Source organism: Deinococcus alpinitundrae, from assembly GCF_009982895.1.
Lineage (GTDB): Bacteria > Deinococcota > Deinococci > Deinococcales > Deinococcaceae > Deinococcus > Deinococcus alpinitundrae.
The window spans coordinates 132,300-158,065 of the sequence record NZ_WXZL01000010.1 but is presented as its reverse complement, the minus strand read 5'-3'; the positions used below and the strand labels follow the sequence as shown (position 1 = coordinate 158,065).

General features: G+C 64.2%; 20 protein-coding genes and 4 tRNA genes. 7 read left to right on the top strand and 17 right to left on the bottom strand.

Features of this window, described 5'->3' with window-relative positions; all coding sequences use genetic code 11:
- Positions 1–207: 207 nt before the first annotated feature.
- Together GUI70_RS11540 and GUI70_RS11535 are read left to right on the top strand one after the other, a co-directional pair.
- Positions 208–1,479 (top strand): DUF4388 domain-containing protein, encoded by a 1,272-nt coding sequence (locus GUI70_RS11540; protein ID WP_161882456.1) that lies wholly within the window; start codon positions 208–210, stop codon positions 1,477–1,479.
- Positions 1,480–1,531: 52 nt separating this feature from the next.
- A complete protein-coding gene (locus GUI70_RS11535; protein ID WP_202630463.1) occupies positions 1,532–1,798 on the top strand; it encodes a hypothetical protein in 267 nt (88 codons plus the stop codon).
- 73 nt (positions 1,799–1,871) lie between these two features.
- Here GUI70_RS11535 and GUI70_RS11530 read toward each other — a convergent pair whose 3' ends face one another.
- From GUI70_RS11530 to GUI70_RS11520, 3 genes are all read right to left on the bottom strand, one after another.
- Positions 1,872–2,207, bottom strand: coding sequence for an FKBP-type peptidyl-prolyl cis-trans isomerase (locus GUI70_RS11530; protein WP_161882455.1), 336 nt, complete (start codon positions 2,205–2,207; stop codon positions 1,872–1,874).
- Positions 2,208–2,359: 152 nt separating this feature from the next.
- Positions 2,360–2,665: a hypothetical protein gene (locus GUI70_RS11525; protein ID WP_161882454.1), complete on the bottom strand. Its 306-nt coding sequence runs from the start codon at positions 2,663–2,665 to the stop codon at positions 2,360–2,362.
- A 49-nt stretch (positions 2,666–2,714) separates the two neighbouring features.
- A complete protein-coding gene (locus GUI70_RS11520) occupies positions 2,715–4,166 on the bottom strand; it encodes an MBL fold metallo-hydrolase RNA specificity domain-containing protein (protein WP_161882453.1) in 1,452 nt (483 codons plus the stop codon).
- Between the two features lie 124 nt (positions 4,167–4,290).
- Here GUI70_RS11520 and GUI70_RS11515 point away from each other — a divergent pair, with 124 nt between their 5' ends.
- Positions 4,291–4,770 (top strand): hypothetical protein, encoded by a 480-nt coding sequence (locus tag GUI70_RS11515; protein ID WP_161882452.1) that lies wholly within the window; start codon positions 4,291–4,293, stop codon positions 4,768–4,770.
- Between the two features lie 7 nt (positions 4,771–4,777).
- Here GUI70_RS11515 and GUI70_RS11510 read toward each other — a convergent pair whose 3' ends face one another.
- A complete protein-coding gene (locus tag GUI70_RS11510) occupies positions 4,778–6,403 on the bottom strand; it encodes a long-chain-fatty-acid--CoA ligase (RefSeq protein WP_161882451.1) in 1,626 nt (541 codons plus the stop codon).
- Complete coding sequence (locus tag GUI70_RS11505) at positions 6,400–6,876, bottom strand: hypothetical protein (protein WP_161882450.1); 477 nt, start codon at positions 6,874–6,876, stop codon at positions 6,400–6,402. Before GUI70_RS11505 ends, GUI70_RS11510 begins: the two co-directional genes overlap by 4 nt.
- A 286-nt stretch (positions 6,877–7,162) precedes the next feature.
- On the opposite strand from GUI70_RS11505, the gene GUI70_RS11500 reads away from it, so the two are divergent.
- Both GUI70_RS11500 and GUI70_RS11495 read left to right on the top strand, forming a co-directional pair.
- Positions 7,163–8,308: an acyl-CoA dehydrogenase family protein gene (locus GUI70_RS11500; protein ID WP_161882449.1), complete on the top strand. Its 1,146-nt coding sequence runs from the start codon at positions 7,163–7,165 to the stop codon at positions 8,306–8,308.
- 26 nt (positions 8,309–8,334) lie between these two features.
- Entirely contained in the window at positions 8,335–8,847 is a 513-nt protein-coding gene (locus GUI70_RS11495) for a DUF2721 domain-containing protein (RefSeq protein WP_202630462.1), read from the top strand.
- Positions 8,848–8,923: 76 nt separating this feature from the next.
- Here the strand turns inward: GUI70_RS11495 and rpoC are convergent, their stop codons facing one another.
- The 7 genes from rpoC to GUI70_RS11460 form a co-directional block, all read right to left on the bottom strand.
- On the bottom strand, positions 8,924–13,543 hold the full coding sequence (gene rpoC / locus GUI70_RS11490; protein ID WP_161882447.1) for a DNA-directed RNA polymerase subunit beta': 4,620 nt from the start codon (positions 13,541–13,543) through the stop codon (positions 8,924–8,926).
- A 118-nt stretch (positions 13,544–13,661) separates the two neighbouring features.
- On the bottom strand, positions 13,662–17,105 hold the full coding sequence (gene rpoB, locus GUI70_RS11485) for a DNA-directed RNA polymerase subunit beta (protein ID WP_161882446.1): 3,444 nt from the start codon (positions 17,103–17,105) through the stop codon (positions 13,662–13,664).
- Positions 17,106–17,644: 539 nt separating this feature from the next.
- The gene (gene tuf / locus GUI70_RS11480; protein WP_161882445.1) at positions 17,645–18,862 is read right to left on the bottom strand and encodes an elongation factor Tu; all 1,218 of its coding nucleotides are present in this window, start codon (positions 18,860–18,862) and stop codon (positions 17,645–17,647) included.
- Positions 18,863–18,974: 112 nt separating this feature from the next.
- Positions 18,975–19,049 (bottom strand) — tRNA-Thr (locus tag GUI70_RS11475).
- 5 nt (positions 19,050–19,054) lie between these two features.
- Positions 19,055–19,127, bottom strand: a tRNA-Gly gene (locus GUI70_RS11470).
- A gap of 3 nt (positions 19,128–19,130) precedes the next feature.
- Positions 19,131–19,216 (bottom strand) — tRNA-Tyr (locus GUI70_RS11465).
- Positions 19,217–19,305: 89 nt separating this feature from the next.
- Positions 19,306–19,382 (bottom strand) — tRNA-Thr (locus tag GUI70_RS11460).
- A 371-nt stretch (positions 19,383–19,753) separates the two neighbouring features.
- On the opposite strand from GUI70_RS11460, the gene GUI70_RS11455 reads away from it, so the two are divergent.
- Positions 19,754–21,685, top strand: coding sequence for an ABC transporter ATP-binding protein (locus tag GUI70_RS11455; protein ID WP_161882444.1), 1,932 nt, complete (start codon positions 19,754–19,756; stop codon positions 21,683–21,685).
- A complete protein-coding gene (locus GUI70_RS11450) occupies positions 21,682–23,568 on the top strand; it encodes an ABC transporter ATP-binding protein (RefSeq protein ID WP_161882443.1) in 1,887 nt (628 codons plus the stop codon). Before GUI70_RS11455 ends, GUI70_RS11450 begins: the two co-directional genes overlap by 4 nt.
- A 79-nt stretch (positions 23,569–23,647) precedes the next feature.
- Here GUI70_RS11450 and GUI70_RS11445 read toward each other — a convergent pair whose 3' ends face one another.
- The 5 genes from GUI70_RS11445 to GUI70_RS11425 form a co-directional block, all read right to left on the bottom strand.
- Complete coding sequence (locus tag GUI70_RS11445) at positions 23,648–23,992, bottom strand: roadblock/LC7 domain-containing protein (RefSeq protein ID WP_161882442.1); 345 nt, start codon at positions 23,990–23,992, stop codon at positions 23,648–23,650.
- Entirely contained in the window at positions 23,982–24,329 is a 348-nt protein-coding gene (locus GUI70_RS11440; protein ID WP_161882441.1) for a roadblock/LC7 domain-containing protein, read from the bottom strand. Before GUI70_RS11440 ends, GUI70_RS11445 begins: the two co-directional genes overlap by 11 nt.
- Positions 24,326–24,673, bottom strand: coding sequence for a roadblock/LC7 domain-containing protein (locus GUI70_RS11435; RefSeq protein ID WP_161882440.1), 348 nt, complete (start codon positions 24,671–24,673; stop codon positions 24,326–24,328). Before GUI70_RS11435 ends, GUI70_RS11440 begins: the two co-directional genes overlap by 4 nt.
- A gap of 103 nt (positions 24,674–24,776) precedes the next feature.
- On the bottom strand, positions 24,777–25,373 hold the full coding sequence (gene recR / locus GUI70_RS11430; protein ID WP_161882439.1) for a recombination mediator RecR: 597 nt from the start codon (positions 25,371–25,373) through the stop codon (positions 24,777–24,779).
- Positions 25,374–25,395: 22 nt separating this feature from the next.
- Positions 25,396–25,692: a YbaB/EbfC family nucleoid-associated protein gene (locus GUI70_RS11425; protein WP_161882438.1), complete on the bottom strand. Its 297-nt coding sequence runs from the start codon at positions 25,690–25,692 to the stop codon at positions 25,396–25,398.
- Positions 25,693–25,766 lie beyond the last annotated feature (74 nt).

The following is a 25,766-nucleotide window of genomic DNA, read 5'->3' as shown; positions in this document are numbered from 1 at the left end:
TCACGGCTTTCTTAAGCTTTGCCGAGATGTAATCAGGGTGTAAGGGATGTTCCTTATACTCGGTTTTACAAGTGGCTCCGTCGTTCCCCGGTTGTTTGGCGTGTGCCGTGAGTGGGTCTGCACGCCCACGCGGTTGCTTGCCCGATTCGTTCTGTTACTTCGTTCATCCTGTTTGTCCGCACCGCTTTGAAAGGAGGTGCCGCCTGAATGCTGACCCGCGTTGAAACCAAGAAATTCTTGCTGCTGCTCTCCCAGCATGCCCCCCAACTCGAACAGGACCTGCGGCGCTACAGCCGGGAAGCGTCCAAGTGGCGCATCGAAACCACCTTCAGCGTCGCAGCGGTGATCAGCGCCTACGAGAGTTTCCCGCCGGACCTGATCGTGCTCGACCCGGCCGCCATCGAGGGTGACCTGACCACGCTGCTCGACCATGCCAAGCGCAACTGGCCGCGCACCTTCTTCTTGCTGCTCTCCGACCAGCCGGAAGCGGCGTTTCAGGCGGTGTCCGAGCGCTTCGGCAGCCTGCCGATGATCGCACCGGGCAGTTCGCCGGAGGTCAGCCGGGAAATCGAGAAGGAAATGGTCGGGCTGGTCAACGGCAAGTTGCAGGGGCTGATGCTCTCGAGCTTTTTGCAGATGATGGAGTGGGAATCCAAGAGCGTCTCGATTCACGTCTCGGCAGCGGAGCGCTGGGGGCGCATTCATCTGCATCAGGGCAAATTTGTCAGCGCCTACGTGCATCCGCTGAACTTGTCGGATAAGGAGGCCGCCATCGAGATCCTGACCTGGGACAACATCTCGATTGCCGTCGAGCGCTCCTATCACAACCACAGAAACGCGCCGCTGCTACCGCTCTCGTCACTGATCATGGACGCGATGGTGAAAAAGGACGAGGCGTCGCTGAACGCGCCTTTGCCGGGGATTGCTAACAACACGATTTACGAGGACACCAGCGACGAGTTTCTCTTCAGCGAGGACGCCTTCGGCCTGCCGCCGGTCGTTGGGGTCACTGACGCGCTGACGGTGGCCGAAGAAATCGGCGACGACGAGATGGAGTTGTACATCATCCAGAACTCGGTATCGGTTCCGAGCAAGGAAATCGAGAAGAAGCTGCTGAGCAAGCCCAACAGTCGAGACATTCTGGTGGGCGATATCCTGTCGATCGACGGGGCCGTGGCCGCCGCACTGGTCGATTACAGCAGCGGTATGGCGCTCGATATGGTGGGGTCGGGCATCGATCTGGAACTGGCCGGAGCAGGCACCACCGAGGTCGTGCGCGCCCAGCGGCGCTCGATGGAATTGCTGGGTATCAAGGGACAGATCGAGGACATGATGATGACGCTCGAACAGCAGTACCACCTGCTGTATGTGCTGCCCGGCACCACGCTGTTTTTGTACGTGGTGCTGCGTAAGGAGCAGGCCAATCTAGCGATGGCCCGCTACAAGCTCAAGGCGGCGGCGGGCCAACTCCAGCTCTGATCTTCATTACCGTCACACCTGCGCCGGGGCCAGCGTGTGCTGCAATGCCCAGATGACCGGACATACCAGTGACGAGCAACTCGACGCCGAGATCAGGCCGCGTGCCACCGATTCGGAGAGCGCCACCAAGACGCCCAACCAGAACCGGGGCGTGATTCAGGATTCGCCGGGCAACCCCGGCAGCGGCTTTGAGAACGATGCGGGCGGTGAGGGTAATTTGACCGACGCTGAGATGCCGGAAGGCTGGACCGCGCCCGCCGACCCCGAGATTCCACGCGACTATCCACGGTCGCCCGACACGACTGAAGCGGAAGGGTAGAAGGCTCTATCGCCAGACCAAAAAAGCGCCGGACCCACATGGGGATCCGGCGCTTTTGATTATTGGGTTCAGCTCATCGGGCGTCGACGAGTTCCACATCGAAAATCAATGTGGCGTTCGGCGGAATGACCCCACCTGCGCCGCGTGCGCCGTAGCCCAGGCTGGGCGGAATGGTCAGCTTGGCCTTGTCACCGACGTTCATCTGCGAGATGCCGTCGTCCCAGCCCTGAATAACCTGGCCCGCGCCGAGCTGAAACTCGATCGGCTCGCCCCGGTCACGGCTGCTGTCAAACTTGGTGCCGTTTTCCAGCGTGCCGGTGTAATGCACCTTGACCATCTGGCCCTTCCTGGCAGGCGCGCCCTGGCCCTGGTGGTACTTCTCAACTTTGAGTTCTGAGGATTGGGTCATGGAACGCAGACTAACAAAAACCGGGCCTGATCTCATTCGGTTGGTCTTGAGCAAAACACCATTCGCGCGCTTCAACGCCCGCACGACAGGTCTCTTTTCGAGCGCCGGGCTGTAAACGCTCAGGGTATCCTGCGCCTCAGCGGGCAAAAAACCTAATGCAGCGTGGACGGCCACCCGGACGTTTCCCAGTCATTGCCGAGACTGTCACGCATCTGGGCAATGAAGTCGGCCACCGGCAGCGCCGAATCAAGCAGCACACGGACATGGTTCGAGCGTCGAAAAGGCAGCCCCGCCGCTTCTGTGGACTGCGGAAACGATTGCTCGCGGCTTCCCAGCAGACGGACATCTGCAGGCAAGCTCAAAGGAAAACTGGGCGGCACGTCACCCACGCTTAGGGTGTTGGTGCCCTCGCCCGTCTCCAGCAGGCGGTAGAGCAGTTCGCGTTCGAGATCAGACATCTCTCTACTTTGAAGGTCAATCCTGAGTGCTGGGCCGACTCGACCTGATCTACTCCGCCTGCCCCACCACTGCCCGCGCCCCACCTCGTTCGCCCGGCGGTCTGCCGCCTGGAAAATGGGTCTGCGTCAGGTCAACCGAGCCGCGACTGGGCACCCGGTCGGCGGTGCGGCCCCGGCCTTCGAGGACGGGCAGAAACTCGTCCATCACGCTGACCTCGCCGTGCGTGAGCCAGATATGCGCTCGCCCCGTCGAGTCGAGCCAGCTCAGCAGGTCGTCCTGATCGGCGTGGGCCGAGAAGCCGCCGATGGTGTGCACCTGCGCGCGCACCGCTACGTCCTCGCCCAGCACCTGCACCTGCCCGGCCCCGGCCACGATCTGCCCACCCAGACTGCTGGGCGACTGGTAACTGACGATGACCAAGCTGGTCGAGGGCTTCCAGAGCTGGTGCTTGAGGTGGTGCTGAATGCGCCCGCCCGACAGCATGCCGTTGCCCGCGATGATGATGGCCGCGCCGTCGTAGCGGTTGAGGCGCTGCGACTCGCTGCTGCTGGTCACGACGTGCAGGCCGCTGGGCTTGAATGGATCGCCCCCGCTGCTGAGGGCCTCGCGCACCGGACCGATCAATTCATTTCCGAACTCGAAATACTCGTGGGTGGCCCGCGCCGCCATCGGTGAATCGAGGAAGATTGGCACGCGCGGCACCTCTCCGGCGTCCATCAGCGTTTTGAGGTAGAACAGCATGGCCTGTGCCCGCTCGATGGCAAAGCTCGGAATCAGAATTTTGCCGCCGAGCCGCACGCTGCTGTTCAGCACGGTCTTGAACTCGGCCAGCGTTTGCTCCAGTGGCCGGTGGGTGCGGTTGGCATAGGTGGTTTCGACAATCACCGCGTCGGCTTCCGGCGGCAGCGTGAAGTCCCGCTGGAGGCCGCTCTCACGGTTGCCTAGGTCGCCCGAGCAGATCAGCCGGCCCTCAGGAGAATCCAGAATTAGGTAAGCGCTGCCAAGGATGTGCCCGGCCCGCTCGGCCCGCACCTTGATGCGGCCCACCGTCAGGGTCTGCCCAAATTCCAGCGCGGGCCGCATCAGCGCCAGCGTGCGGTGCACATCGTCCTCGTCATAGAGCGGCTGCGGCACCTCGCCCTCGCGGTTCATGCGGCGGGCCTTGCGAACGTCCTGCTTATAAGCTTCCACCTGAAGTCGGGCGCTGTCGAGCAAGATCGTCTCGGCCAGCTTGAGGGTCGGCGGGGTGCAGTAGATTGGCCCCGAAAAGCCCCGGCGCACCAGCAGCGGTAGCCTGCCCACGTGATCGAGGTGGGCGTGGGTCAGCAGCACCGCCGAAAGGTCGCCGGGACCGAAGGGAAACGCCTCGCGGTTGCGGCCTTCAAGTGCCTCGTCTCCCTGAAACAGCCCGTAATCCACCATCACCAGTTGGCCGCCCAGCGTGAGCAGATGGCAACTGCCGGTGACGGTGCCCGCAGCACCCAGACTTTGTAAGTTCATGCGCGAGTCTATCCGCCGGACTGGCTGAGCAGAGGAGAAGCCAGCAGATGAGAGAATGTTAAGCATTCGCTCAGGAAAGTCTGCTCTTTACCGCTACCGCGCTAAGCCTCAAGGTGAAAGGACGATGAAACACTCCGTGCGCTTCCTACTGCCCCTGCTCAGCCTGTTGCTGCCGGGCACCGCCTTCGCCGATCAGATCGCCGCCAATCTCAAGCCGTTTACCTCGGTGTGCATCAATGCCGACTTCACCGAGGGCGGCAAGAGCAACGACGACGTGATCGGCATCATCGTGGATGCCATGTTCGACAAACTGGACGCGGCAGGCATCAAGGTCAACGACGCGCCGTGCCAGCCCAAGGGCACGGCCACCAACAAGCAGATCAATCTCTTTTTCAGCTTCGACACCACCGATGCGGGCGACGTGTACTCGGTCGATCTGTCGGGCTGGCTCAAGACCGACGGCCCTTTCGACACGGTGGACCTGTGGACGGTGGGCCGCTACGGCAGCTTCAAGAAAGGCACTGGACAGGCCAAGGCCCTGTCGGTCCTCGACTCGGCGCTGGGCGACTTTGTCGGCGACTGGAAAAAGAGCCACGGCAAATAGATCAGCTTCAACCGGCGGCCATCTCGGCGCGGGCTGCTTCCTGGAGAGGGCGCCAGGCGACCTTACCGGTGGGTCCACGCGGCAGTGCCTCGACGAACTGGTAATCGCGCGGCACCTTGTAGGCGGCCATCTGGGTTCTCGCCCAGGCTTCGATCTCCTGGGGAGTGGTCTGCGCTCCGGCCCGCAGCACCACCAGGGCGCGGGCACGTTCGCCGCTGCGCTCGTCCGGCAGGGCGATGACACAGGCCTCCTGAATGGCCGGGTGGCCGTGCAGCACGTTCTCGACCTCGGCAGGCCAGACCTTCAGGCCCGATACGTTCACCATCCGCTTTAAGCGGTCGGTGAAGAAGAAAAACCCCTCCTCGTCCTGGTAGCCCAGATCGCCGCTGTGAAAGAAGCGCACGCCGCCGATGTCGCTGAACGCCTTGGCATTTTCCTCGGGGCGGTTCCAGTAGCCCTGCATCACCTGCGGACCGCTGATGACGATCTCGCCGATCTCGCCGCTGGGCAATTCTGCGCCGCTGTCGAGGTCCACAACGCGGGCGTCCACGTTGAACAGGGGAATGCCCAGGCACTGAAACTTGGGGTGTGATTTGGGCGTGCTGTGGCTCTGGGCCATCGTCTCCGACAAACCGTAACCTTCCAGAAAGGTGATGCCGGTCTGGTCTTCCAGGCGCTGGCCCACCGCTGCGGGCAGTGACGCGCCGCCGCCGGTCATGCTGCGGATGCTCGCCAGGTTGGCCGCGTCGAACTGCGGATTGGCCAGCAGATCGATGACCATGGTGGCGGTGTTGGTCCAGATGGTGACGCCCTCGCGCTTGATGAGCTGCTGGGCCAGTTCACGATCCCAGCGGGCCATGATGACGATCTTGCCGCCGCCCGAGAGCGGGGCCACCAGACTGTTGATAAACCCGGTGACGTGAAAAAACGGCAGGGTCGCCAGGTACACGTCTTCCATGCTGGTGGCGACCCACACGCCCGCGCCCGTAACGTTGGCCTGGGCGCTGCGGTGCGGGTGCATGCAGCCCTTGGGCCGCCCGGTGGTGCCGCTGGTGTAGGGCATCACGCACAGGTCCTCGGGGTCGATCTGCACCAGTTCGGCGGGTTCGGCCTTCAGGGCGTCCTCGAGGGCGGTGTCGCCTTCTCGCAGCGTCACCGGCACGTCCAGCCCGGCGGGAAACTCGGCATTGCCTTGCATACCTTCTGCAAGGTTGGCGACGACTGCGTGACCCAGCCCGGCCTCCCGCGCCCGGTCGTAGAGTTCCGCGCCCAGCACGCCCACCCGGATCCCGGCGTCCTGAAGGAAGAAGGCCAGTTCGCGGGCCTGCAACATCGGTGAGAGCGGCACCACCACCGCCCCCAGTACCCAGACGGCGTGCGCGGCCACCGCCCACTGCGGCGAGTTCTGCATCCACAGCAGCACCCGGTCGCCTTTGCCGACGCCCTGGGCGCTCAGGTGCGAGGCCAATCGGCGCGAGCGGTCAAACAGCTCGGCGTAGCTGGTGGACTGGCCGTAGAACGACACGGCGGTCTTGTCCGGGTACTTGAGGGCGCTGAACTGCAAATTCTGAGCCAGCGAGGTCTGCGGCAAGGTTAGGGTGCGGGGCATTTTGGCGGGCCAGTAAGGGGTCATGAAACCTCCGGGAGAGCACAAAGCAGCAGCAGGCCCAGCAGTTCGCGGACCGAGCGCAGGGGGGGCAGGGCAAGCGGTGGATTGGGGGCGGGCGGGGCGGGCAGCAGCGGGGCCAGGCGGCGGGCGTCGCGGCTGAGGGTGCTTTCGGTAAAGCCGGTGATGCGCGCGAGCAGTTTCTGGGTGGGGCGGGCGTGGCGCAGCACCAGTTGCACCGCCAGGCGCTCGGCGAAGGGGTGCTCGAACTTGCGCCCCGCGCCCACCGCACGTCGGCGGGGCCGCTGCCCCAGCCGGGCGGCCTCGCTGAGCCGGTAGAGCGGCAGGCTGCGGCGCACCAACACTCCGAATTCGGCGGGACTCAACCCGGTCAGTGCCTGAAACTGCTCGGGCGCGGCGTGCGGGCGGCGCAGCACCGCCGGGATCATGGCCGGGTGGCGCAAGCTGGGCGGCAAAGAGAGCGCGGGCAGGGCAGGCAAGGCAGCGACCAACTCCTTTTGGGAAACGGGAAACGCGAATCGTCGGAAACGAAGCGGCCACTGGCAGACAGTGGCGGCACAAATGCAGCGAGGGAATTTGGGCTGAGTCTAATCTCCCCACTCCCCCGAGGTCAAATGTGAAAAGTGCGCGCTGGCCGCTGAAGAACTGCCGAGCCGTGCGCCTTACTGTGCAATCTGCTGCGCCGGGCTGGCCGAGGTGATACAACGCGGCTGAGACCCGCTCCTATTTCCGCTTTGTCGAGAGCTTCGCTCTGGAGGTTTGCCCATGGACTTTACTCTGCCCGCCGATCTGCGCGAGATGCAGACCCATATCCGCAACTTTGCCCTCAACGATGTCGAGGCCCGCGCTCACGAGATCGAGGCCACCAACCAGGTGCCGCCCGAGCTGATCCGGCAGGCTGCCGATCTGGGGCTGTTCGGGCTGTCGATTCCCGAGGAGTACGGTGGGGTGGGTCTGGGGATGCTGGGCCGCTGCGCCGTGTACGAGGCCCTGGGCCAGGGGCACATGGGCTTTGGCGGCATGGTCTCGGCACACGCCAGCATCGGCACCTCGGGGCTGGTCAAGCTGGGCACGCCCGAGCAAAAGCAGAAGTATCTGCCGCGTATGGCGACGGGCGAGTGCATCGCGGGCTTTGCCATCACCGAGCCGAGCAGCGGTTCCGACGCGGCCAACATCCGCACCAAAGCTGAGTTGCGGAGCGACACTTACATCCTCAACGGCACCAAGCACTACATCTCGAATGCGCCTATTGCCGGGCTGCTGACTGTCATCGCCATCACCGACCCCACCAAGGGCAGCAAGGGCATGAGCGCTTTTCTGGTCGAGCCGACCATGCCGGGCGTCAGCGTGGGCAAGATCGACGAGAAGATGGGCCAGAAGGGAGCCTTGTCGGCGGAAGTGATCTTCGACAACGCCGAGGTGCCCGCCGAGAACCTGCTGGGGCCGCTCGACCTAGGCTACCGCGAGGCGCTGGGCATCCTGACCAATGGCCGGGTCGGCATTGCTGCCCGCAGCACCGGGGCCATGCAGCGCCTGCTCGACCTGAGCGTCGCCCACGCGCAGGGCCGCGAGCAGTTCGGTGCCTCGATCAGCACCTTCCAGGCGGTGCAGTTCATGCTGGCCGAGATGGAAGTGGACATCCAGACCTCGCGAGTGCTGTGGCAGAAAGTCGCCTGGATGGTCGACCAGGGCCAGGACGTGCGCCGCATGGCAAGTGTCGCCAAGTACCACGCCACCGAGGCGCTCTCCCGCGTGGCCGATAAAGCGGTGCAGGTGGCGGGCGGCGTCGGCTACATGAAAGACGCGCCGTTCGAGCGCTTCTACCGCGACCAGCGACTCCTCAGAATCTACGAGGGGACCTCCGAGATTCAGAAGCTGATCATCGCCGGGGACCTGCTGCGGGAGAAGTAATGGGTCTGGGCCGCTAGACTGGCGTGATGGACGCGGCCATCACCGTACTGAGCGCCATGATCACGCCTGCTGTCCTGATTTCCGGCGCGGGCACCCTGCTGCTGAGTACGAGTTCCCGGCTGGGCCGCGCCACCGACCGGGTCCGAATGCTGACCGCCCGCTTCAAAGTCCTGGTGACGCCCGAAGGCCAGCAGGAAGCACTCGCCAAGCAGGAAAAACGCATGATTCTGGGGCAGTTGCCGCGCCTCAGCCGCCGCACCCGCTTTTTGCAGCGGGCCATGCAGAGTCTGTACCTGGCCGTCTCGCTGCTGGTGTTGAGCAGCATCTGGATAGGGGCAGCGTCACTGCTGGGCCGCGCTGCGGCGCTGGGGCCGGTGATGCTCGCGATTGCGGGCGCAGCGGCGCTGGCTTACGGCGCGGTGCTGCTCAGCATCGAATCCGGGTTGTCGGCCCTGACCACCCGCGAGGAGATGCGCTTTCTGGAAGCGCTGGGAAAGTATTACGCGGGACTGCTGGGCGACGAACCTTCCAGCCGCTGAACCCTCGATTAAAAAGAGCCATGAAAAAACCCCCACCCATTCTCAGGGCGGGGGCAATTCACAGCTCAGTTTAGGTTCAGTCGGTCGCGCCGGGCTGCACCGGGTAGTTGAACGACTCGGGGCGCGGAGAAGACACCGGCTCCACGTCCTCGCCGTACTTCTCCAGCGTGCGGTCGTCGGCCACCTGCATGTTGCGGACGATGTCCAGACCCGTGCCTGCCGGAATCAGCTTGCCCAGGATGACGTTTTCCTTGAGGCCGATCAGCTCATCGACCTGGCCCTTCATGCTGGCCTCGGTCAGCACGTGGGTGGTGTGCTGGAAGCTGGCCGCCGAGAGCCACGACTTGGTGGTCAGGCTGCTCTTGGTGATGCCCAGGAGCACGGGCTTCCAGGAGCTCTGGGTCTTGTCGTCGGCCAGCGCCGCGTTGGCCGCGTCGACTTCCCAGCGCTCGACGGTCTGGCCTTCGAGCAAGGTGGTGTCGCCGCCGTCCACGATCTCGACGTAGCGCAGCATCTGGCGCACGATCACCTCGATGTGCTTGTCGTGAACCTTCACGCCCTGCGAGCGGTAGACGCGCTGCACTTCTTCCACCAGGTAACGCTGGGCAGCGTCGGTGTCCTTGTACATCAGCAGATCGTGCGGGTTGATGGCTCCGCGCGTGATCGGCTGCCCGGCTTCCACCCGGTCGCCGTCCTTGACAATCATGCGCAGCGCCTTGCCGATCTTGGTGGCCGTCTTGGAGCTGTACTGCTCGTCGTCGGCGTCGATGCGGATCAGGTAGCGCTCTTCTTCTTCCTCGATGCGGATGACGCCGTCGCGGTCGGCGACCACGGCCTGTGACTTGGGCTTGCGGCCCTCGAACAGCTCGATCACGCGCGGCAGACCCATGGTGATGTCGCCGCCCCCCGCCACACCGCCGGTGTGGAAGGTGCGCATGGTGAGCTGCGTGCCGGGTTCGCCGATGCTCTCGGCCGCCACCACGCCCACCGCTTCGCCCATGCTGACCGGCTTGGCCTGTGACAGGTCGTAGCCGTAGCACTTCTGGCACACGCCCGCCTTGACCTTGCAGTTCAGCGGCGTGCGGACGTAGACCTCGCCCACGGCCTTGGCGTGCTTGGTGATCAGCTTGACGTCTTCGAGGCTGAGCATGTGGCCCTCGGCAATGACGGTGCCGTCCACGTCCACGTCCGCCGTCAGGGTGCGCCCGTAGATGCTGGTCTCGATTTCCGAGGCCTTGCGCGCGCGCCACTCGCCGCTGCGCTCGTCGACGTGGCCCAGCGGGATGTGGGTGTAGTCGGACGAACCGCAGTCCACGTCGCGCACCACGACTTCGTGCGCCACATCGACCAGCTTGCGGGTCAGGTAGCCGGAGTCGGCGGTTCTGAGCGCTGTGTCCGCGCCGCCCTTACGCGCGCCGTGGGTGCTGATGAAGTATTCCAGCACCGTCAGGCCCTCGCGGAAGCTGGCCTTGATCGGCACCTCGATGGTGCTGCCGTCGGGGCGGGCCATCAGGCCGCGCATTCCGGCGAGCTGACGAATCTGCTGCGGATTGCCGCGCGCGCCCGATTGCGACATGATCCACAACGGGTTGAACGGGTAGTTGGCCTCGAAGTTCTTGAAGACCTCGTTCTTGACTTCGTCGGTGGTGTCGTTCCAGAGCGTGACGACCTGCTTGTAGCGCTCTTCTTCGGTCATGAAGCCGAACTCGTAGTTCTGCTCGATTTCGCGCAGCTTGAGATCGGCGTCGGCCAGGATGGCGTCCTTGGCCGGGGGAATCACGATGTCGTCGATGCCGATGGTGATGCCCGAGGTCGTCGAGAGCTTGAAGCCGCTGTCCTTGAGGGCGTCGAGCAGTTTGGCGGTGGCTTCCACGCCGAGCTGCTTAAAGCAGGTCATGATCATGTCGCGTAGCGAGTCTTTCTCGTAGGCGGTATGCAGGTTGACCAGCTGATCGATCAGGTGGCCCTGGGTGCCCAGCGCCTCCTGCACGATCCGGCGGAACATCACGCGTCCGGCGGAGGTGTCGTACAAGACGCCGTTGAGCTGAATGCGCACGTGGTCCTGGTAGTCGATGCCGCCGCGCTCGACGGCCAGAATCGCCTCGTCGGGGCTGGAGAACTGGTACTTGACCAGGCCGGGCGTGATGGGTGCGCCGTTCAGGGTCACGTGGCTGTTGAGGGCCACCTTGCCGCTGTCTAGTGCGTCCAACACGTCCTGCTCGCTGCTGAAGGCCGTCCCCATGCCGAGGTTGTCCTTGCGCAGCTGGGTCAGGGTGAAGATGCCGAGGATCATGTCGCGGCTGGGCTTGACGTTCGGCTCACCGTTGGCGGGCGAGAGCAGGTTGTGCGACGAGAGCATCTGGATGCGGGCTTCGGCCTGGGCCTGGGCCGACAGCGGGACGTGAATCGCCATCTGGTCGCCGTCGAAGTCGGCGTTGAACGCCTCGCAGACCAGCGGGTGAAGCTGAATGCTCTGGCCTTCCACCAGGATTGGCTCGAAGGCCTGAATGCCCAGTCGGTGCAGGGTCGGGGCGCGGTTGAGCAGCACAACCTTGTCCTCGATGACCTCTTCCAGGGCGTCCCAGACCGAATCGCGGGTGTCGCGGTAGCGCTCCAGCATCTTGCGGGCCTGCTTGATGTTGGTGACTTCCCCCTTTTCTTCCAGCACCTTGAACAAGAAGGGCTTGAAGAGTTCGAGCGCCATGCGCTTGGGCACCCCGCACTGGTGCAGCTTGAGCTGCGGGCCGACCACGATGACCGAGCGGCCCGAGTAGTCCACGCGCTTGCCGAGCAGGTTCTGGCGGAAGCGTCCCTGCTTGCCGCCGAGCAGATCGGTCAGCGAGCGCAGCGCCCGGTCGGAGCCGGGGTTGGTGACGGGGCTACCGCGCCGTCCGTTGTCGATCAGCGCGTCCACCGCTTCCTGAAGCATGCGCTTCTCGTTGCGGATGATCATGTCGGGCGCGCCCTGGCCCATCAGCTTCTTGAGGCGGTTGTTGCGGTTGATCAGGCGGCGGTAGAGGTCGTTGAGATCAGACGTGGCGAAGCGTCCGCCGTCCACCTGCACCATCGGGCGCAGATCGGGCGGCATCACCGGCACGGTGGCCATGATCATCCACGAGGGGTGGTTGCCGCTGGCAATGAAGCTGCGGGTCACTTCCAGACGTTTGCGGGCCTTGGCACGCTTGTGGCGGCTGTTGTCCTTCATCATCTCGCCGAGTTCGGCTTCCAGGACCGGCAAATCGAGGTCGTCGAGCAGTTCCTTGACCGACTCCGCGCCCATCTTGGCCTCGAAATCGTAGGACTCGATGACCCTCACCTGCTTGCGCACCAGATCAATCTCGATGCGCCCGGAAATCTCGCTCTTGAGGTTGCCCGAGTCGGCCAGTTCGTCACCGGGTTCGACGCGGTCGAGGTTAACAACCAACGGCTCGTCGGTGTAGGTGTAGACCTTGGCCTTGCTGACGATGATGCTGGCCGGAGCGTGCAGGGTGATGACGCCGTCGGCCTCGGCGATGATCTCCTCTTCCTTGTCGATCGCGCCGACGACCTTCTGGCCCTTCTTGACCGGGCTGCCGTCGCCGACCAGCACGTGCATGGTGGGGTTGACCGGATACTCGGCGGTGCGGGTCCAGTGGACCGTGACCTTGGCGTCGCCCTTCTTGGGCAGCGACACGGCGCTCAGCTTGCTGTCGCGGCTGACGCGCAGCCTCGCGCCCGTCTCGGCGCGGGCCAGCACGGCTCCGGTTTCCACGATCTCGCCGTGGGCCACCTGCACGTCCATGCCCTGCGGAATGTAGATGCGCGAGATCAGCGCGCCGGGCTTGAGGGTCTGGGTTTCGCTCTCGTCCTCGCTGGCCTCGCTCACCTCGGCGGCCTCGCGCAGCTCGACCATGACCGAGTCCTCGCCCAGATCGAGCAGGAAGGCGGTGGCGTTCACCGGGGAGACGATCTGAACGTCCTGTTCGAGTTCGCCCAGGATTTCACCGGCCCGGAAGGTTTCCTGATCGACCAGCATCTCACTGGCAATCGGCAGCGCGGCCTCGGCCACTTCCGAGTAGGCGATCTCGGCGCGGCGCGGGAAGCGGTACTGCGCCAGGCCGTCCATCTTGGCGACCACATTGCCGCCCAGCGTCTGCCCGCGCGTCACATACTCGCCGTCGCGGATGGCCGCGTCGATGCCGCCCTGGAGGGTGTAGGTTTCCTGGCGGCCGTTGCGAAGCTCGCGGTACTCGTCGTCACTCAGCAGCTCGCCGCGCTTGAGGGGGCGACCATCTTTCTGGGCGTTGCGGGCGTCGGTAACCAGGTAGCTGGAAAAGTACAGCACCTTTTCGAGCTGCGCCGCCGTCAGATCGAGCAGGGTGCCGATCTTGCTGGGGCTGTCCTTGACATACCAGATGTGCGCGGCGGGCGTGGCCAGGTCGATGTGACCCATGCGGTAGCGCCGCACCTTGCTGGAGGTGACTTCCACGCCGCAGCGCTCGCAGACCTTACCCTCGTAGCGCTGGCGCTTGTACTTGCCGCAGGCGCACTCGTAGTCCTTGATCGGCCCGAAGATGCGCTCGTCGAACAGCCCCTCACGCTCGGGCTTGAGGGTGCGGTAGTTGATGGTTTCGGGTTTTTCGACCTCGCCGAAGCTCCACTCGCGAATCTTGGCGGGGCTGGCGATGGCAATCTTGACTTTGCTGAAATCTTTCAAAGCAGTGGCTCCTTGAGAAAAGGGGCTTGGTGGAGCTGGAACACCGGGAGGCACTCGCCACCGCCGACTGATTTCCCGAAGAGGGGAGAGGCCCAGTCAGCGGCAGCGGGAACTATGACTACCGCTTGGGCAGCATGCCTTCGAAGATGTCCACGTTCTTGTCGTAGCTGTCAAGTACTTCCACGTCCAGACCCAGCGAGTGAAGCTCCTTGACCAGCACCTTGAACGACTCGGGGATGGTGCTGCCCGACACTTCGTCGCCCTTGACGATGCTCTGGTAGGCGGCGTCGCGTCCGTCGATGTCGTCGGACTTGATGGTCAGCATTTCCTGGAGGGTATGCGCCGCACCGTAGGCTTCCAGCGCCCAGACTTCCATCTCGCCGAAGCGCTGGCCGCCGAACTGCGCCTTGCCGCCCAGCGGCTGCTGGGTGATCAGGCTGTAGGGGCCGGTCGAGCGGGCGTGCAGCTTGTCTTCCACCATGTGGTAGAGCTTCATCACGTACATGGTGCCGACCACGACGGGGCCGCTAATGGCCTCGCCGCTGCGCCCGTCGAACAGGATGCTCTTGCCGGTGCGGGCGAGCTGCATCTGGGCCTGCTGGTAGTCGCCCGAGGGCTGGGCGATCACGCCGAGCTTCCCGGCGCGGTCCAGCACTTCCTGCTCGCGCTTGTCGAAGTCGAAGCCGTCGTCCTTGCGGTCCTGCAAGCGCTCGGCAGCGGCGACTTCCAGCATTTCCTTGATGGCGATCTCGGTGGCCGAGTCGAATACCGGGGTCACGAACTTCTGGTTGGTGAGGCGGGCCACTTCGCCCAGGTGGGTTTCCAGAATCTGGCCCAGGTTCATGCGCGAGGGCACGCCGAGAGGATTGAACACCAGATCGACGGGGGTGCCGTCTTCCAGGTAAGGCATGTCCTCGGGGGGCAGAATCTTACTGACGACGCCCTTGTTGCCGTGGCGGTTGGCGACCTTATCGCCTACCTGCAGCTGACGCTTCTGGGCCACGTAGACGCGTACCACTTCGCGCACGCCCGGCTTGAGGTCCACGCCCTCGTCGCCTCTGCGGAAGCGCACGGTCTTGACGACCACGCCGCCCTGGCCCGACTGCACGCGCAGCGAGGTGTCCTTCACTTCACGGGCCTTCTCGCCGAAGATCGAACGCAGGAGCCGCTCTTCCGGGGTGGGTTCCGATTCGCCCTTGAACGAGGTCTTGCCGACCAGGATGTCGCCAGGCTTGACCTCCGCGCCGACGCGCACGATGCCGTCCTCGTCGAGGTCGCGCAGGGCGGCCTCACTCAGGCCGGGAATGTCGCGGGTGATCTTCTCCGGCCCCAGCTTGGTGTCGCGGGCTTCCACTTCGTCTTTCTCGATGTGCACCGAGGTGTAGAAGTCCTTGCGGATCAGGCCCTCGGAGATACAGATGGCGTCCTCGAAGTTGAAGCCGTCAAAGGGCATGATGGCGATGGTGATGTTCTGGCCTAGTGCCAGTCTTCCCATTTCGGAAGCAGGGCCGTCGGCGATGACCTGTCCGGCCACCACAGCGTCGCCAGTGGCCACGGTGGGGTGCTGGTCGAGGTTGGTGCCCTGGTTGCTGCGGGTAAAGCGGACCAGCTCGAAGGTGCGGACGTTGCCGGTCACGTACCCGATGGCCGGAGCATCTTCAGACAGCGTGATCTGAATGTTGCGGGCGTCTACATAGGTCACCTTGCCGGTCACGTCGCTCACGACGCTGGTGCCGGAATCGGTGATGACGCGCTCTTCGACGCCGGTACCCACGGCGGGACTTTCGGCGCGGATCAGCGGCACGGCCTGCGACTGCATGTTCGATCCCATCAAGGCGCGGTTGGCGTCGTCGTGCTCCAGGAAGGGAATCAGCGAGGTGTTGATAGAGACGATCTGCTTGGGCGAAACGTCCATGTACTGCACGTCTTCGTGCTCGTAGAAGTTCGGATCACCCTTCTTGCGGCACAGCACCCGCTCCTCGGCGAAGGTGCCGTCGGCGTTCAGGCGCGTGTTGGCCTGGGCAATCGCGTAGCGGTCCTCAATGTCGGCTGTCATGTACTGCACGTCGTCGGTGACGCGGCCCTTCTCGACGCGGCGGTAAGGCGCTTCGATAAAGCCCAGCGGATTGACCTTGGCGTAGCTCGACAAGCTGGAGATCAGGCCGATGTTGGCCCCTTCCGGCGTCTCGATCGGGCAGATGCGCCCGTAGTGGGTGCGGTGCACGTCGCGCACGTCGAAACCGGCGCGCTCGCGGGTCAGCCCGCCCGGCCCCAGCGCGGAGATGCGGCGCTTGTGGCGCAAGTCCGACAAGGGATTGGTCTGGTCCTTGAACTGGCTGAGCTGGCTGCGGCCGAAGAACTCGCGCATGGCCGCCACGATGGGGCGGTTGTTGACCAGCTTGGTGGGGGTCGCCGCGTCGGGGTTGCCGAGCAGCATGCGCTCGCGCACACCGCGCGCCATGCGGCCCAGACCGACCCGCAGCTGGTCGGCCAGCAGTTCGCCCACGGTGCGCACCCGGCGGTTGCCCAGGTGGTCGATGTCGTCGGGACCAACGGGTACGGTAATCGCCACGCCGTCGGCGTCCGCGCCCACGGTGGTGTCGGACAGACCATTGGTCAGCGCCATCAGGTAGCGGATGGTGTCGATCAGGCCCGCGTCGGTGAACTTGCCGTCCACGAAGTTGAGCAGCGTGCGGTCGTCGCGGTGAATGCCCAGCTTGGTGTTCATCTTGAAGCGGCCCGGCTCGCCCAGGTCGTAGCGCTTGGGATCGGCCAGCAGGCCGTAGAGGTACTGGGTGGCCTTGTCGCGCTTGGGTGGGTCGCCGGGACGCAGCACGGTGAACAGGCGCAGCAGGGCCTCGTCTGCGCCCATGCCAGCGGTCTTGTCTTCGGGCAGTTCCAGGTTCGGCTCGAACTCGGTAAACAGCGCCTTCAAGCTGGCGTCGTCGTAACCGAGCACGCGCAGCAGCATCGCCACCGGGAACTTGCGCTTGTTGACCTTCATTTCCAGGACGCCGCCCGCGAATTCCAGCTCGATCCAGGGACCGCGCTTGGGCATCGGGATGATGGCCGCCGTGTAGTACTTCTTGAGGCCCTTGTAGTTGGTCGTGAAGTACACGCCAGGGCTGCGGTGAATCTGCGAGATGACCACGCGATCCGCGCCGTTGATGACGAATGAGCCGTCGCCGGTCATCAGGGGCAAATCGCCCAGGAACACCTGGTCTTCCTTGATCAGGCCGCTGTCCTTATGGATGAGTTGCAGCTTGGCATACAGGGGCGCTTGATAGGTCAGGTCTTTCTCGCGGCACTCTTCGGGCGTGTACACCGGGTCGCCGAGGCGGTATTCCAGGTAATCGAGCACCAGGCCGGTCGAGCGGCCCTTCTCGGTCTCGTCAATCGGGAACACCTCGCGGAATGCGCCCTGAAGGCCTGCGTTGGCGCGCTCACCGATGGGGGTGCCGTCTTGCAAAAACGTTTTGAACGAATTAACCTGCACTTCCGTCAAGGCAGGCAACTTAATCACTTCTTGAATCTCGCCGAACCGCTCGATGCGTGCTGTCATGCCGACCTCATGTCTTGAATGCTGCGCTGCGGATCTACGGTCCCAGGTGCAGTGGCGTCCCGCGCGGCCTGACTTGTGCCAAGTCCAGACACGGCGCAGGGGAGACGGGCAAGCGCCCCTCTCCGGTTCATCGACCTGCTCAGTTGTGGAGTACGGGCTGACGCAAACGACTCCTCAAACCAGCCCATCATGGCCAGCGACCTCAAAGTCTACGCTAGAGAGCTAGAAATGTCAAGGACTGCCGAGTCGGCCAGATGCCGTCAGTCTAAGCTCGGTCAATATGTAAGCTCAGTTCAAATTGAGGCGAGTGCGGCAGGCCAGTAGAAAAGCTGTTGATGTTCAGCGAATTTTTCCTGCTGGACCGAGCTGCCCGGGTCGCACCTGTTGTCGCGCCGCCTTGTTTAAAGGCAGGTCAGCAGCGACGGGGCAGCGGTTCTCTGCAAGAATCGTGCCAGAACGCAGCGAAGATTCCGGCACGACAAGAAAACAGGCAGGACCAGTGGCCTGCCTGTGGGCATTCAAGAGAGGTTGAACGCGCTTTACTCCACGATCTTGGTGACGACGCCCGCGCCGACAGTGCGGCCACCCTCGCGGATGGCGAAGCGCAGACCCTCTTCCATGGCGATGGGCTTGATCAGGTCGACGGTAAAGGTCACGTTGTCGCCGGGCATCACCATTTCCACGCCCTCGGACAACTCCACCACGCCGGTCACGTCCGTTGTGCGGAAGTAGAACTGGGGACGGTAGCCACCGAAGAACGCGCTGTGACGGCCACCCTCGTCCTTGGACAGCACGTAGACGCTGGCCTCGAACTTGGTGTGCGGCTTGATGCTGCCGGGCTTGGCCAGCACCTGGCCACGCTCCACGTCGTCGCGAGCGACGCCGCGCAGCAGCACGCCCACGTTGTCACCGGCCATGCCGGAGTCGAGCAGCTTGCGGTGCATTTCGATGCCGGTGACGGTGGTCTTGCGCAGGTCGCGCAGACCGATGATCTCGACGTCATCTTGGACCTTGACGATGCCGCGCTCGACACGCCCAGTGGCGACGGTGCCGCGTCCGGTGATGGTGAAGACGTCCTCGACGGGCATCAGGAAGGCCTTGTCGGTGTCGCGCTCAGGGGTGGGGATGTAGGCATCGACGGCGTCGAGCAGCTCCCAGACATTGTCGACCCACTTGTCGGTGCCGCGCGCCATCTTGGGCGTGGTGGTCAGGGCCTCCAGCGCACGCAAGGCGCTCCCCTTGACCACCGGTACGTCGTCACCGGGGAAATCGTAGCGGCCCAGCAACTCGCGGACTTCCATCTCGACGAGCTCGAGGAGCTCTTCGTCGTCGACCATGTCGACCTTGTTCATGAACACGACGATGTGCGGGACGCCGACCTGCTTGGCGAGCAGGATGTGCTCGCGGGTCTGGGGCATCGGGCCGTCCGCACTCGACACGACCAGAATCGCGCCGTCCATCTGGGCCGCACCGGTGATCATGTTCTTGACGTAGTCGGCGTGGCCGGGGCAATCGACGTGCGAGTAGTGCCGGGCGGCGGTGGAGTACTCGACGTGGGCGGTGTTGATGGTGATACCGCGCGCCTTTTCCTCGGGGGCCTTGTCGATCTGGTCGTAACGCATGGTCTCGATGCTGGCGTCGATCGAGGCGGCGGTGTAAGTGATGGCGGCGGTCAGGGTGGTTTTGCCGTGATCAACGTGACCGATGGTGCCGATGTTGACGTGGGGCTTGGTGCGCTCGAACGTTCCTTTTGCCATAATCGTTTCCTCCGTGCTGCCGCTGGCCGCTGTGCGGACCGGGCGGGGTTCATGTGAATGCGGCCCGCAGCTAAGCTCTTTCGAGTGAAGTGGCGGGCCGTGTCATTCATGTTGGAGCTCTTGGTCAGGATTGAACTGACGACCTCTCCCTTACCAAGGGAGTGCTCTACCACTGAGCTACAAGAGCACAAAAGCGGGAAACGAGACTCGAACTCGCGACATTCAGCTTGGGAAGCTGACGCTCTACCAGCTGAGCTACTCCCGCAGGTGGTGGGCAGGGGTGGATTCGAACCACCGTACACGTACGTGAACAGATTTACAGTCTGTCGCCTTTAACCACTCGGCCACCTACCCAAACACGTTTCCCAGATGCGTTCTTCGCTTCGGTCAGCACTTCGCCTCTCGGCACGCTGGCCTCACTTCCCGGTCTTTTGAATCGGGCTTGGAGCCACCCAGGAGAATCGAACTCCTAACCTTCCGATTACAAATCGGGTGCTCTACCAGATTGAGCTAGGGTGGCACCTCTTTCGCTTTCCTTCAGTCAAGAGGTCCGCTGAGCGCGGTTGCTCGTCCGCAGCAGCAAGGGTGCCGCCCGTCTCACTTCCGGTTGGAGATACTAGCACCGCCTGTAAAGGAGTGTCAAGCCGCGCGGGCGGCGAATTCGGGGCGGCTGGGGAAATCTGGAGCAGAAAGGAGATTGCCCGGCGCATGCTGAAGTCTGAACGTCGACTCAAGCCAACTGCGCTAAATGGCTTAGTTGCCCGGTGGGCTGCGGGCGTAGACTGAGCCGCTTGCTAGGCTCTTTGCCTGCTTCCCGCCCGCTGTGGCGCTGAGAATGTGCCATTTCAGGCACGCTCTCGTCTTCTGACTTTTCATCTGCTGAGGTCGCTCTTGAATACCCTGTCTACCCTGTGGCCCTACCTCAAATTGCACCAGCGCCAGTTTTTCGTCGGCACCCTGGCGGTGTTCGGCGCGAGCTGGGCCGTGACGCTCCCCGCCTACTTCACCCGCCTGATTATCGACGGCCTGACCCGCGCCACGGCGACGGGCGCGCTGCCCGGCCAGGGCATCTCGGCGGGGCAGGTGGCACTCTACGCGCTGCTGGCAGTCGTCTCGGTGGTGTTCTCCGGCGCGCTGATGGTGATGGTGCGCCGCCAGATCGTCTACGCCAGCCGCCAGATCGAATACGAGGTGCGGCGCGACCTGTTCGGCCACCTCTCGACCCTCGACAAGTACTATTTCGACCGCGCCCGCACCGGCGATTTGATGAACCGCCTCACCGGCGACCTCTCGGCAGTCCGCGAGATGATCGGCTTCGGCAGCTGGCAGGTCGCCAGCGTGGTCGCCAGCTTCGTGGTCAGCTTCTTCTGGTTTTTCAGCTTGTCGTGGCAACTGACCCTGGCCGTGCTGCTGATCTTCCCGGTGATCATCGGTACCCTGTTCGTGCTGGCGCGGCTGATCAGCGCCCGTTACGTGGCGATGCAGGAGCAAAACAGCGTGATCGCCGCCAAGGCCCAGGAGAACTTTTCGGGCGCGCGGGTGGTCAAGGGTTACGCGATCGAGGACCGCGAGATCGGCGAGTACAAGACCATGAACGCCGAACTGATTCGCCGGGCACTGCGTCTGACCACCGTGGAAGGCCCGCTGCAGGCCTCGATGAGCCTGCTGATGGGCCTGGCTTACGTGACGGTGCTGATCTACGGCGGGCGGATGATCCTCGGTCTGGTGCCGAACAGCCCGCTGACACTGGGACAGTTCACCCAGTTCGCGCTGGTGCTCGACCGGCTGGCCTGGCCCATGCTCAGCATCGGCATGATCACCAACATGCTTCAGCGCGGCTCGGCATCGTGGGGACGCTTGCAGGAGCTGTTCGTGGCCCAGCCGATGATCAAGGACGACGGGCGCACCGACGTCAGCATCAAGACGCTGCGCGGTGAGATCGAGTTCGACAAGGTCAGCCTCAATTTCGACGGTCAGCAGGTGCTCAGAGACGTCTCGCTGAAGATTCCCGCTGGTCAGACGCTGGGCATCACCGGGCCGACTGGCAGCGGAAAGACGGTGCTGGGCAACCTGGTGACCCGCTTGATGGACGCCAGTTCCGGTACGGTGCGGGTCGACGGCTACGATGTGCGCCGGATGCCGCTGAAGGTGCTGCGCGAGAACGTGGCGGTGGTGCCGCAGGAGCCGTTCCTCTTCTCCGACACGATTGCCGCCAACGTGGCCTTTGGGTTGGACAACGCCACCTACGCGCCCACCGCGACCCGCATCAGTGTGCTGAAGTCCAAGGCCCCGCCGCCGGATGATCGCCAGCCCGATATGAACCGGGTACGCGCCGCCGCCGAGATCGCGGGCCTGGCCGGGGAGATCGAACGCTTTGCGCAGGGCTACGACACCACGCTGGGCGAGCGCGGCGTGACCCTGTCGGGCGGCCAGCGCCAGCGCACCGCCCTGGCCCGCGCTGTGGCCCGTGAGCCGCGCATTCTGGTGCTCGACGACGCCATGAGTGCGGTGGACACCGAGACAGAAAGCCGCATTCTCAGCGGGCTGCGTCAGGTGCAAGAAGGCCGCACCGTGCTCCTGATCGGCCACCGGGTGAGTACGTTGCGCCACGCCGACCACATCATCGTGATGGAGCGCGGCACCATCGTCGAACAAGGCAGCCACGACGAGTTGCTGGCCCTGGACGGCCGCTACGCCGAACTCGACCGCCAGCAGCGTCTGGAAGGCGACCTCAGCGGCGAGGACGAGGCTCAGCTCACCAAGGCCGTGCCCACAGAGAACCCTGATCCAACTGGCCCCGCCAAGACCAAGGTGAACGCATGACCCAGCCCGACGAGGCCTTTCTCAAAGAGTTCGACGCGGGGCTGACCCGCCGGATTCTGAATTACCTGCGGCCCTACCGCACCCTGGCGGTGCTGGGCCTGATCGCCACCTTGCTGTTCTCGGTGGCCGCGCCGCTCTACGGCCTGATTCAGCGCTACGCCATCGATCACGCGCTGGGGCCGAACGTCCTGACGGCGGGCAGCGATCTCGCCACACGGCAAGCCCTGTATCAGGTGCTGCTCAGAGCGGCCCTGCTGTTTCTGGGCCTGCGGGTGCTCGATTTCCTGCTGCGCTACCTGGCCACCTACGTCATCAGCTTGCTGGGCCAGAAGGTCCTCTACGACATCCGCAGCGACATCTTCACCAAGTTGCAGCGCTTGCCGCTGGCTTTCTTCGACGCCAACCCGGTGGGCCGCCTGATTACCCGCGTCACCTCGGACGTGGACGCCATCAACCAGTTCATTACGGCAGGGCTGGTCAGCTTGATCACCAGTACGTTCCTGATCATCGCCTACGTGGTCATCATGCTCAGCGTGTCGTGGCCGCTGGCGATCATCAGCTTTCTGGTGCTGCCGATTTTGTTCTACGCCTCGGCCTTCTTCCGGACCAAGATCCGCTACGCCTTTCGCAACACCCGTATTCAGCAGGCCATCGTCAACACCAAGCTCAACGAGAACATCACCGGGATGCTGACGGTGCAGTTGTTTGGCCGCGAGAACCACAACGCCCAGGATTTTGACCGCTCCAACCGGCGGCTGCTCGACGCCACCATCAACTCGGTGAGCTGGTTTTCGCTGTTTCAGCCGACCGTCAGCGTGCTGGGTGCGGTGGCGAGCGCCCTGGTTTTGTGGTTTGCCGGGCGCAGCATCCTGATCAAGGCGGGCGTGGGCAACCCCGACGCCTTCCTGGCCGCCAGCGGCGTCACCCTGGGCACGCTGGTCGCCTTCAACAGCTTCGTGGGCCAATTGTTTCAGCCGATTCAGGACCTGGCCGACGTGATGAACAACCTGCAGGCAGCGATGGCCTCCGCCGAGCGCATCTTCGGGGTGCTCGACGAGCCGGTCACCATTCAGGACAAGCCGGGCGCGAAGACCCTCTCGCCGTTCGAGGGCCGCGTCGATCTCAACAAGGTCTGGTTTTCCTACGACCCCGCCGTGACTGCCGACACCCCCGACGACGACCCGCGCTGGACCCTGCGCGGCATCGATCTGCATATCCGCCCCGGCGAGAGCGTGGCCCTGGTCGGCGCGACGGGTGCGGGCAAGACCAGCATCACCTCGCTGGTCAGCCGCTTCTACGACGTGCAGCGCGGTTCGGTGGACGTGGACGGCGTTGATGTGAAAGATCTGGCCCAGTACGATCTGCGCCGCCACATCGGCGTGGTGTTGCAGGACGTCTTTCTGTTTGCCGGAACGATGGAAACCAACCTGACCCTCGGTGACCCCAACATTCCCCATGAGCGGGTCATTCAAGCGTGCAAGTACGTGGGCGTCCACGAGTTCATCATGGAGCTGCCGGAGGGCTACAACACCGAGGTCAGGGAGCGCGGCGCGACCCTTTCGACCGGGCAAAAGCAGTTGCTGGCTTTCGCGCGCGCCCTGATTCAGAACCCCGACATTCTGCTGGTGCTCGATGAAGCCACCGCCAGCGTGGACACCGAAACCGAGATGCGGATTCAGGATGCGCTGGAAAAAGTCATGCACGGGCGGACCAGTATCATCATCGCCCACCGCCTGAGCACCATCGAGCACTGTGACCGCATCATCGTGATGCGCCGGGGGCAGGTCGTCGAGGAAGGCAGCCACCGCGAATTGCTGGTGCAAAACGGCTACTATGCCCGGCTACACCGCCTTCAGTATGCCCAGGGCGACGCGGCGGACTGAGCCGGGAGCTGCACGAAAAAAACATGAGCGGGGGCCCATCTTGTGGCCCCCGCTCACGTTCTGTTTTGGGTCAGCGTGACTAGAGTTTCCCGATGTCCCGCTTGACCGCGAAACGCACCCGGCCTAGATCGCCGACATCGCTGAATCCCACCACTAGCAGATGATCCGGCTGAGCGGTGGGGGTCAGCAGCACCGGGCCGTCGGCAAAGTCCATTAGCAGGTCCTTGAGGGGTGAGCCGCCTGCGGTGGCGCTCAGGCTCTGGGCCACGGCGCGCGCTGCCTGCACGAACCCGGCGTCGGGTGGAGCGCTGCCCGCGCTGGTGAGCACCTGGCCGTCGGCACCGATCAGGGCGGCAAAGCGCACGCCCTTGGTATCCAGAATGCGGTCCATCAGCTCTTCGGGGCGCGGCGGCTCAGCGGGCATTGTTGGCTCCCGGCAGCGACAGGTTCAGCGCCAGGCGGGCCAGCGCCTGCTGGGCGGCGCGGGTGTCGATGCCGCGCGTCAGCGCCGCCGCCGCCAGGTAAGGCCCTGCCGTGACGGCCACGATTTCCAGCGTCTCGGCGGTGATCGACACCCGCGACATCTGCCCCAGACCGCTCTGACGCGCGGCCCGCTCGAAGGTGGCCCGCAGCGCGGCCAGTTCGGCGGCCAGCAGCTCGGTGTAGTGGCCGTAGCTCTCCAGGTTCAGGCCGTCGGCGCTGCTGAGCACCGCGCCTTCCACGCCCGGCAGATCGATGACCTCGCCCAGATGCGCGCTCATAAGTAGGTCTCCAGTTGCCTGAGGGTCTGCTCACCGTAGACCCGCGCCTGACCCAGATTGCCGTGGCCGTCGAGAATCAGCAGCAGGAAGAAGTCCTGAATCGGCAGCAGGTAGGCGCTGAGGGTTTCGCCGCGCAGGAACCACTCGCTCGGCGTACCGCCGGACAAGGTCTGCTCATAGGCTTGTTTGGCGGCGCGCAGCAGTCCGGCGTGTTCGGCGACCAGCAGGGTCAGGTCGACGTCGGCCTCGCTGTGACCGTCGACCAGCAGGCCGTCGAGACCGCCGAGGGCGGCGGCCCAGGCACCGTCCACATCCGTGACCAATTGTTTAAGGGCAGCAAGCATCGTGTCTCATCATACTCGTTTCTCTCTCACCTGAACGTCACCGAACCGGCTCTTGGTGTGAAAAAACCGGCCCGTCGGGGGGTGGACTGCACCGCAATCACGGCTACCTAGTGACGCGCTGGCGTCCGCTGAGTGCCCGGCCCAGTGTGACCTCGTCGGCGTATTCGAGTGCGCCGCCCACCGGCAGGCCGTAGGCGATGCGCGACACCATGACGCCCAGCGGCTCGATGAGGCGCTGGATATACATGGCGGTGGCCTCCCCCTCGACGGTGGTGCCGGTGGCCAAAATCACTTCCATGCCGTCCTGGAGCCGGGGCAGCAGGGGTTTGAGCTGCAACTTGTCCGGCCCCACGCCGTTCATTGGGCTGATGACGCCGTGCAGCACGTGGTAGAGGCCGTTGTACTCGCCGCTCTTTTCAATGGCGATCACGTCGCCGGGTTCTTCCACCACGCAGATCAGGTTCTGCATCCTGGCCGGATCGGCGCACACGTCGCACACGTCGGCGTCGGTGATGTTAAAGCAGATCGGGCAGGTGTGCAGCTCGCGTTTGGCGTCGAGCAGCACCCCGGCCAGGCGCTCGACATCTTCTCTGGGCTGTTCGAAGAGGTGGAAGGCCAGGCGCTGGGCGCTCTTGGGACCGATGCCCGGCAGGCGCGAGAGTTCGCGGATCAGGGCGATCAAGCTGGGCGGGTATTTCACGGCGTCTCCGGCGGCGAGCAGCTCAGAACATGCCGCCCGGCAAGCCCAGGGCCTGGGTCGCCTGCCGCTGCAACTCGTCGGCCTTATTGGTCGCTTCCTGAATCGCCACCAGAATCAGGTCTTCGAGCGCTTCCACATCGTCCGGATCAACCGCTTCGGGTTTGATCTTGAGGCTCTGCACCTTACCGTGACCGTTGGCCGTCACCGTGACCAGTCCGCTGGCGCTGCCCTCCACCGTCTGGGCGGCGAGTTCGTCCTGAATCTTGCTGGCGGCGCTCTGGGCCTGCTGCATCTGCTTCATCAGCTTTCGCATGTCCATGGTTGTCTGTCTCCTTAGAAGGGCGTGGGACCAAGTGCGCTGACCTGCCCACCGTTGCGCTCAGTTTACCCCGC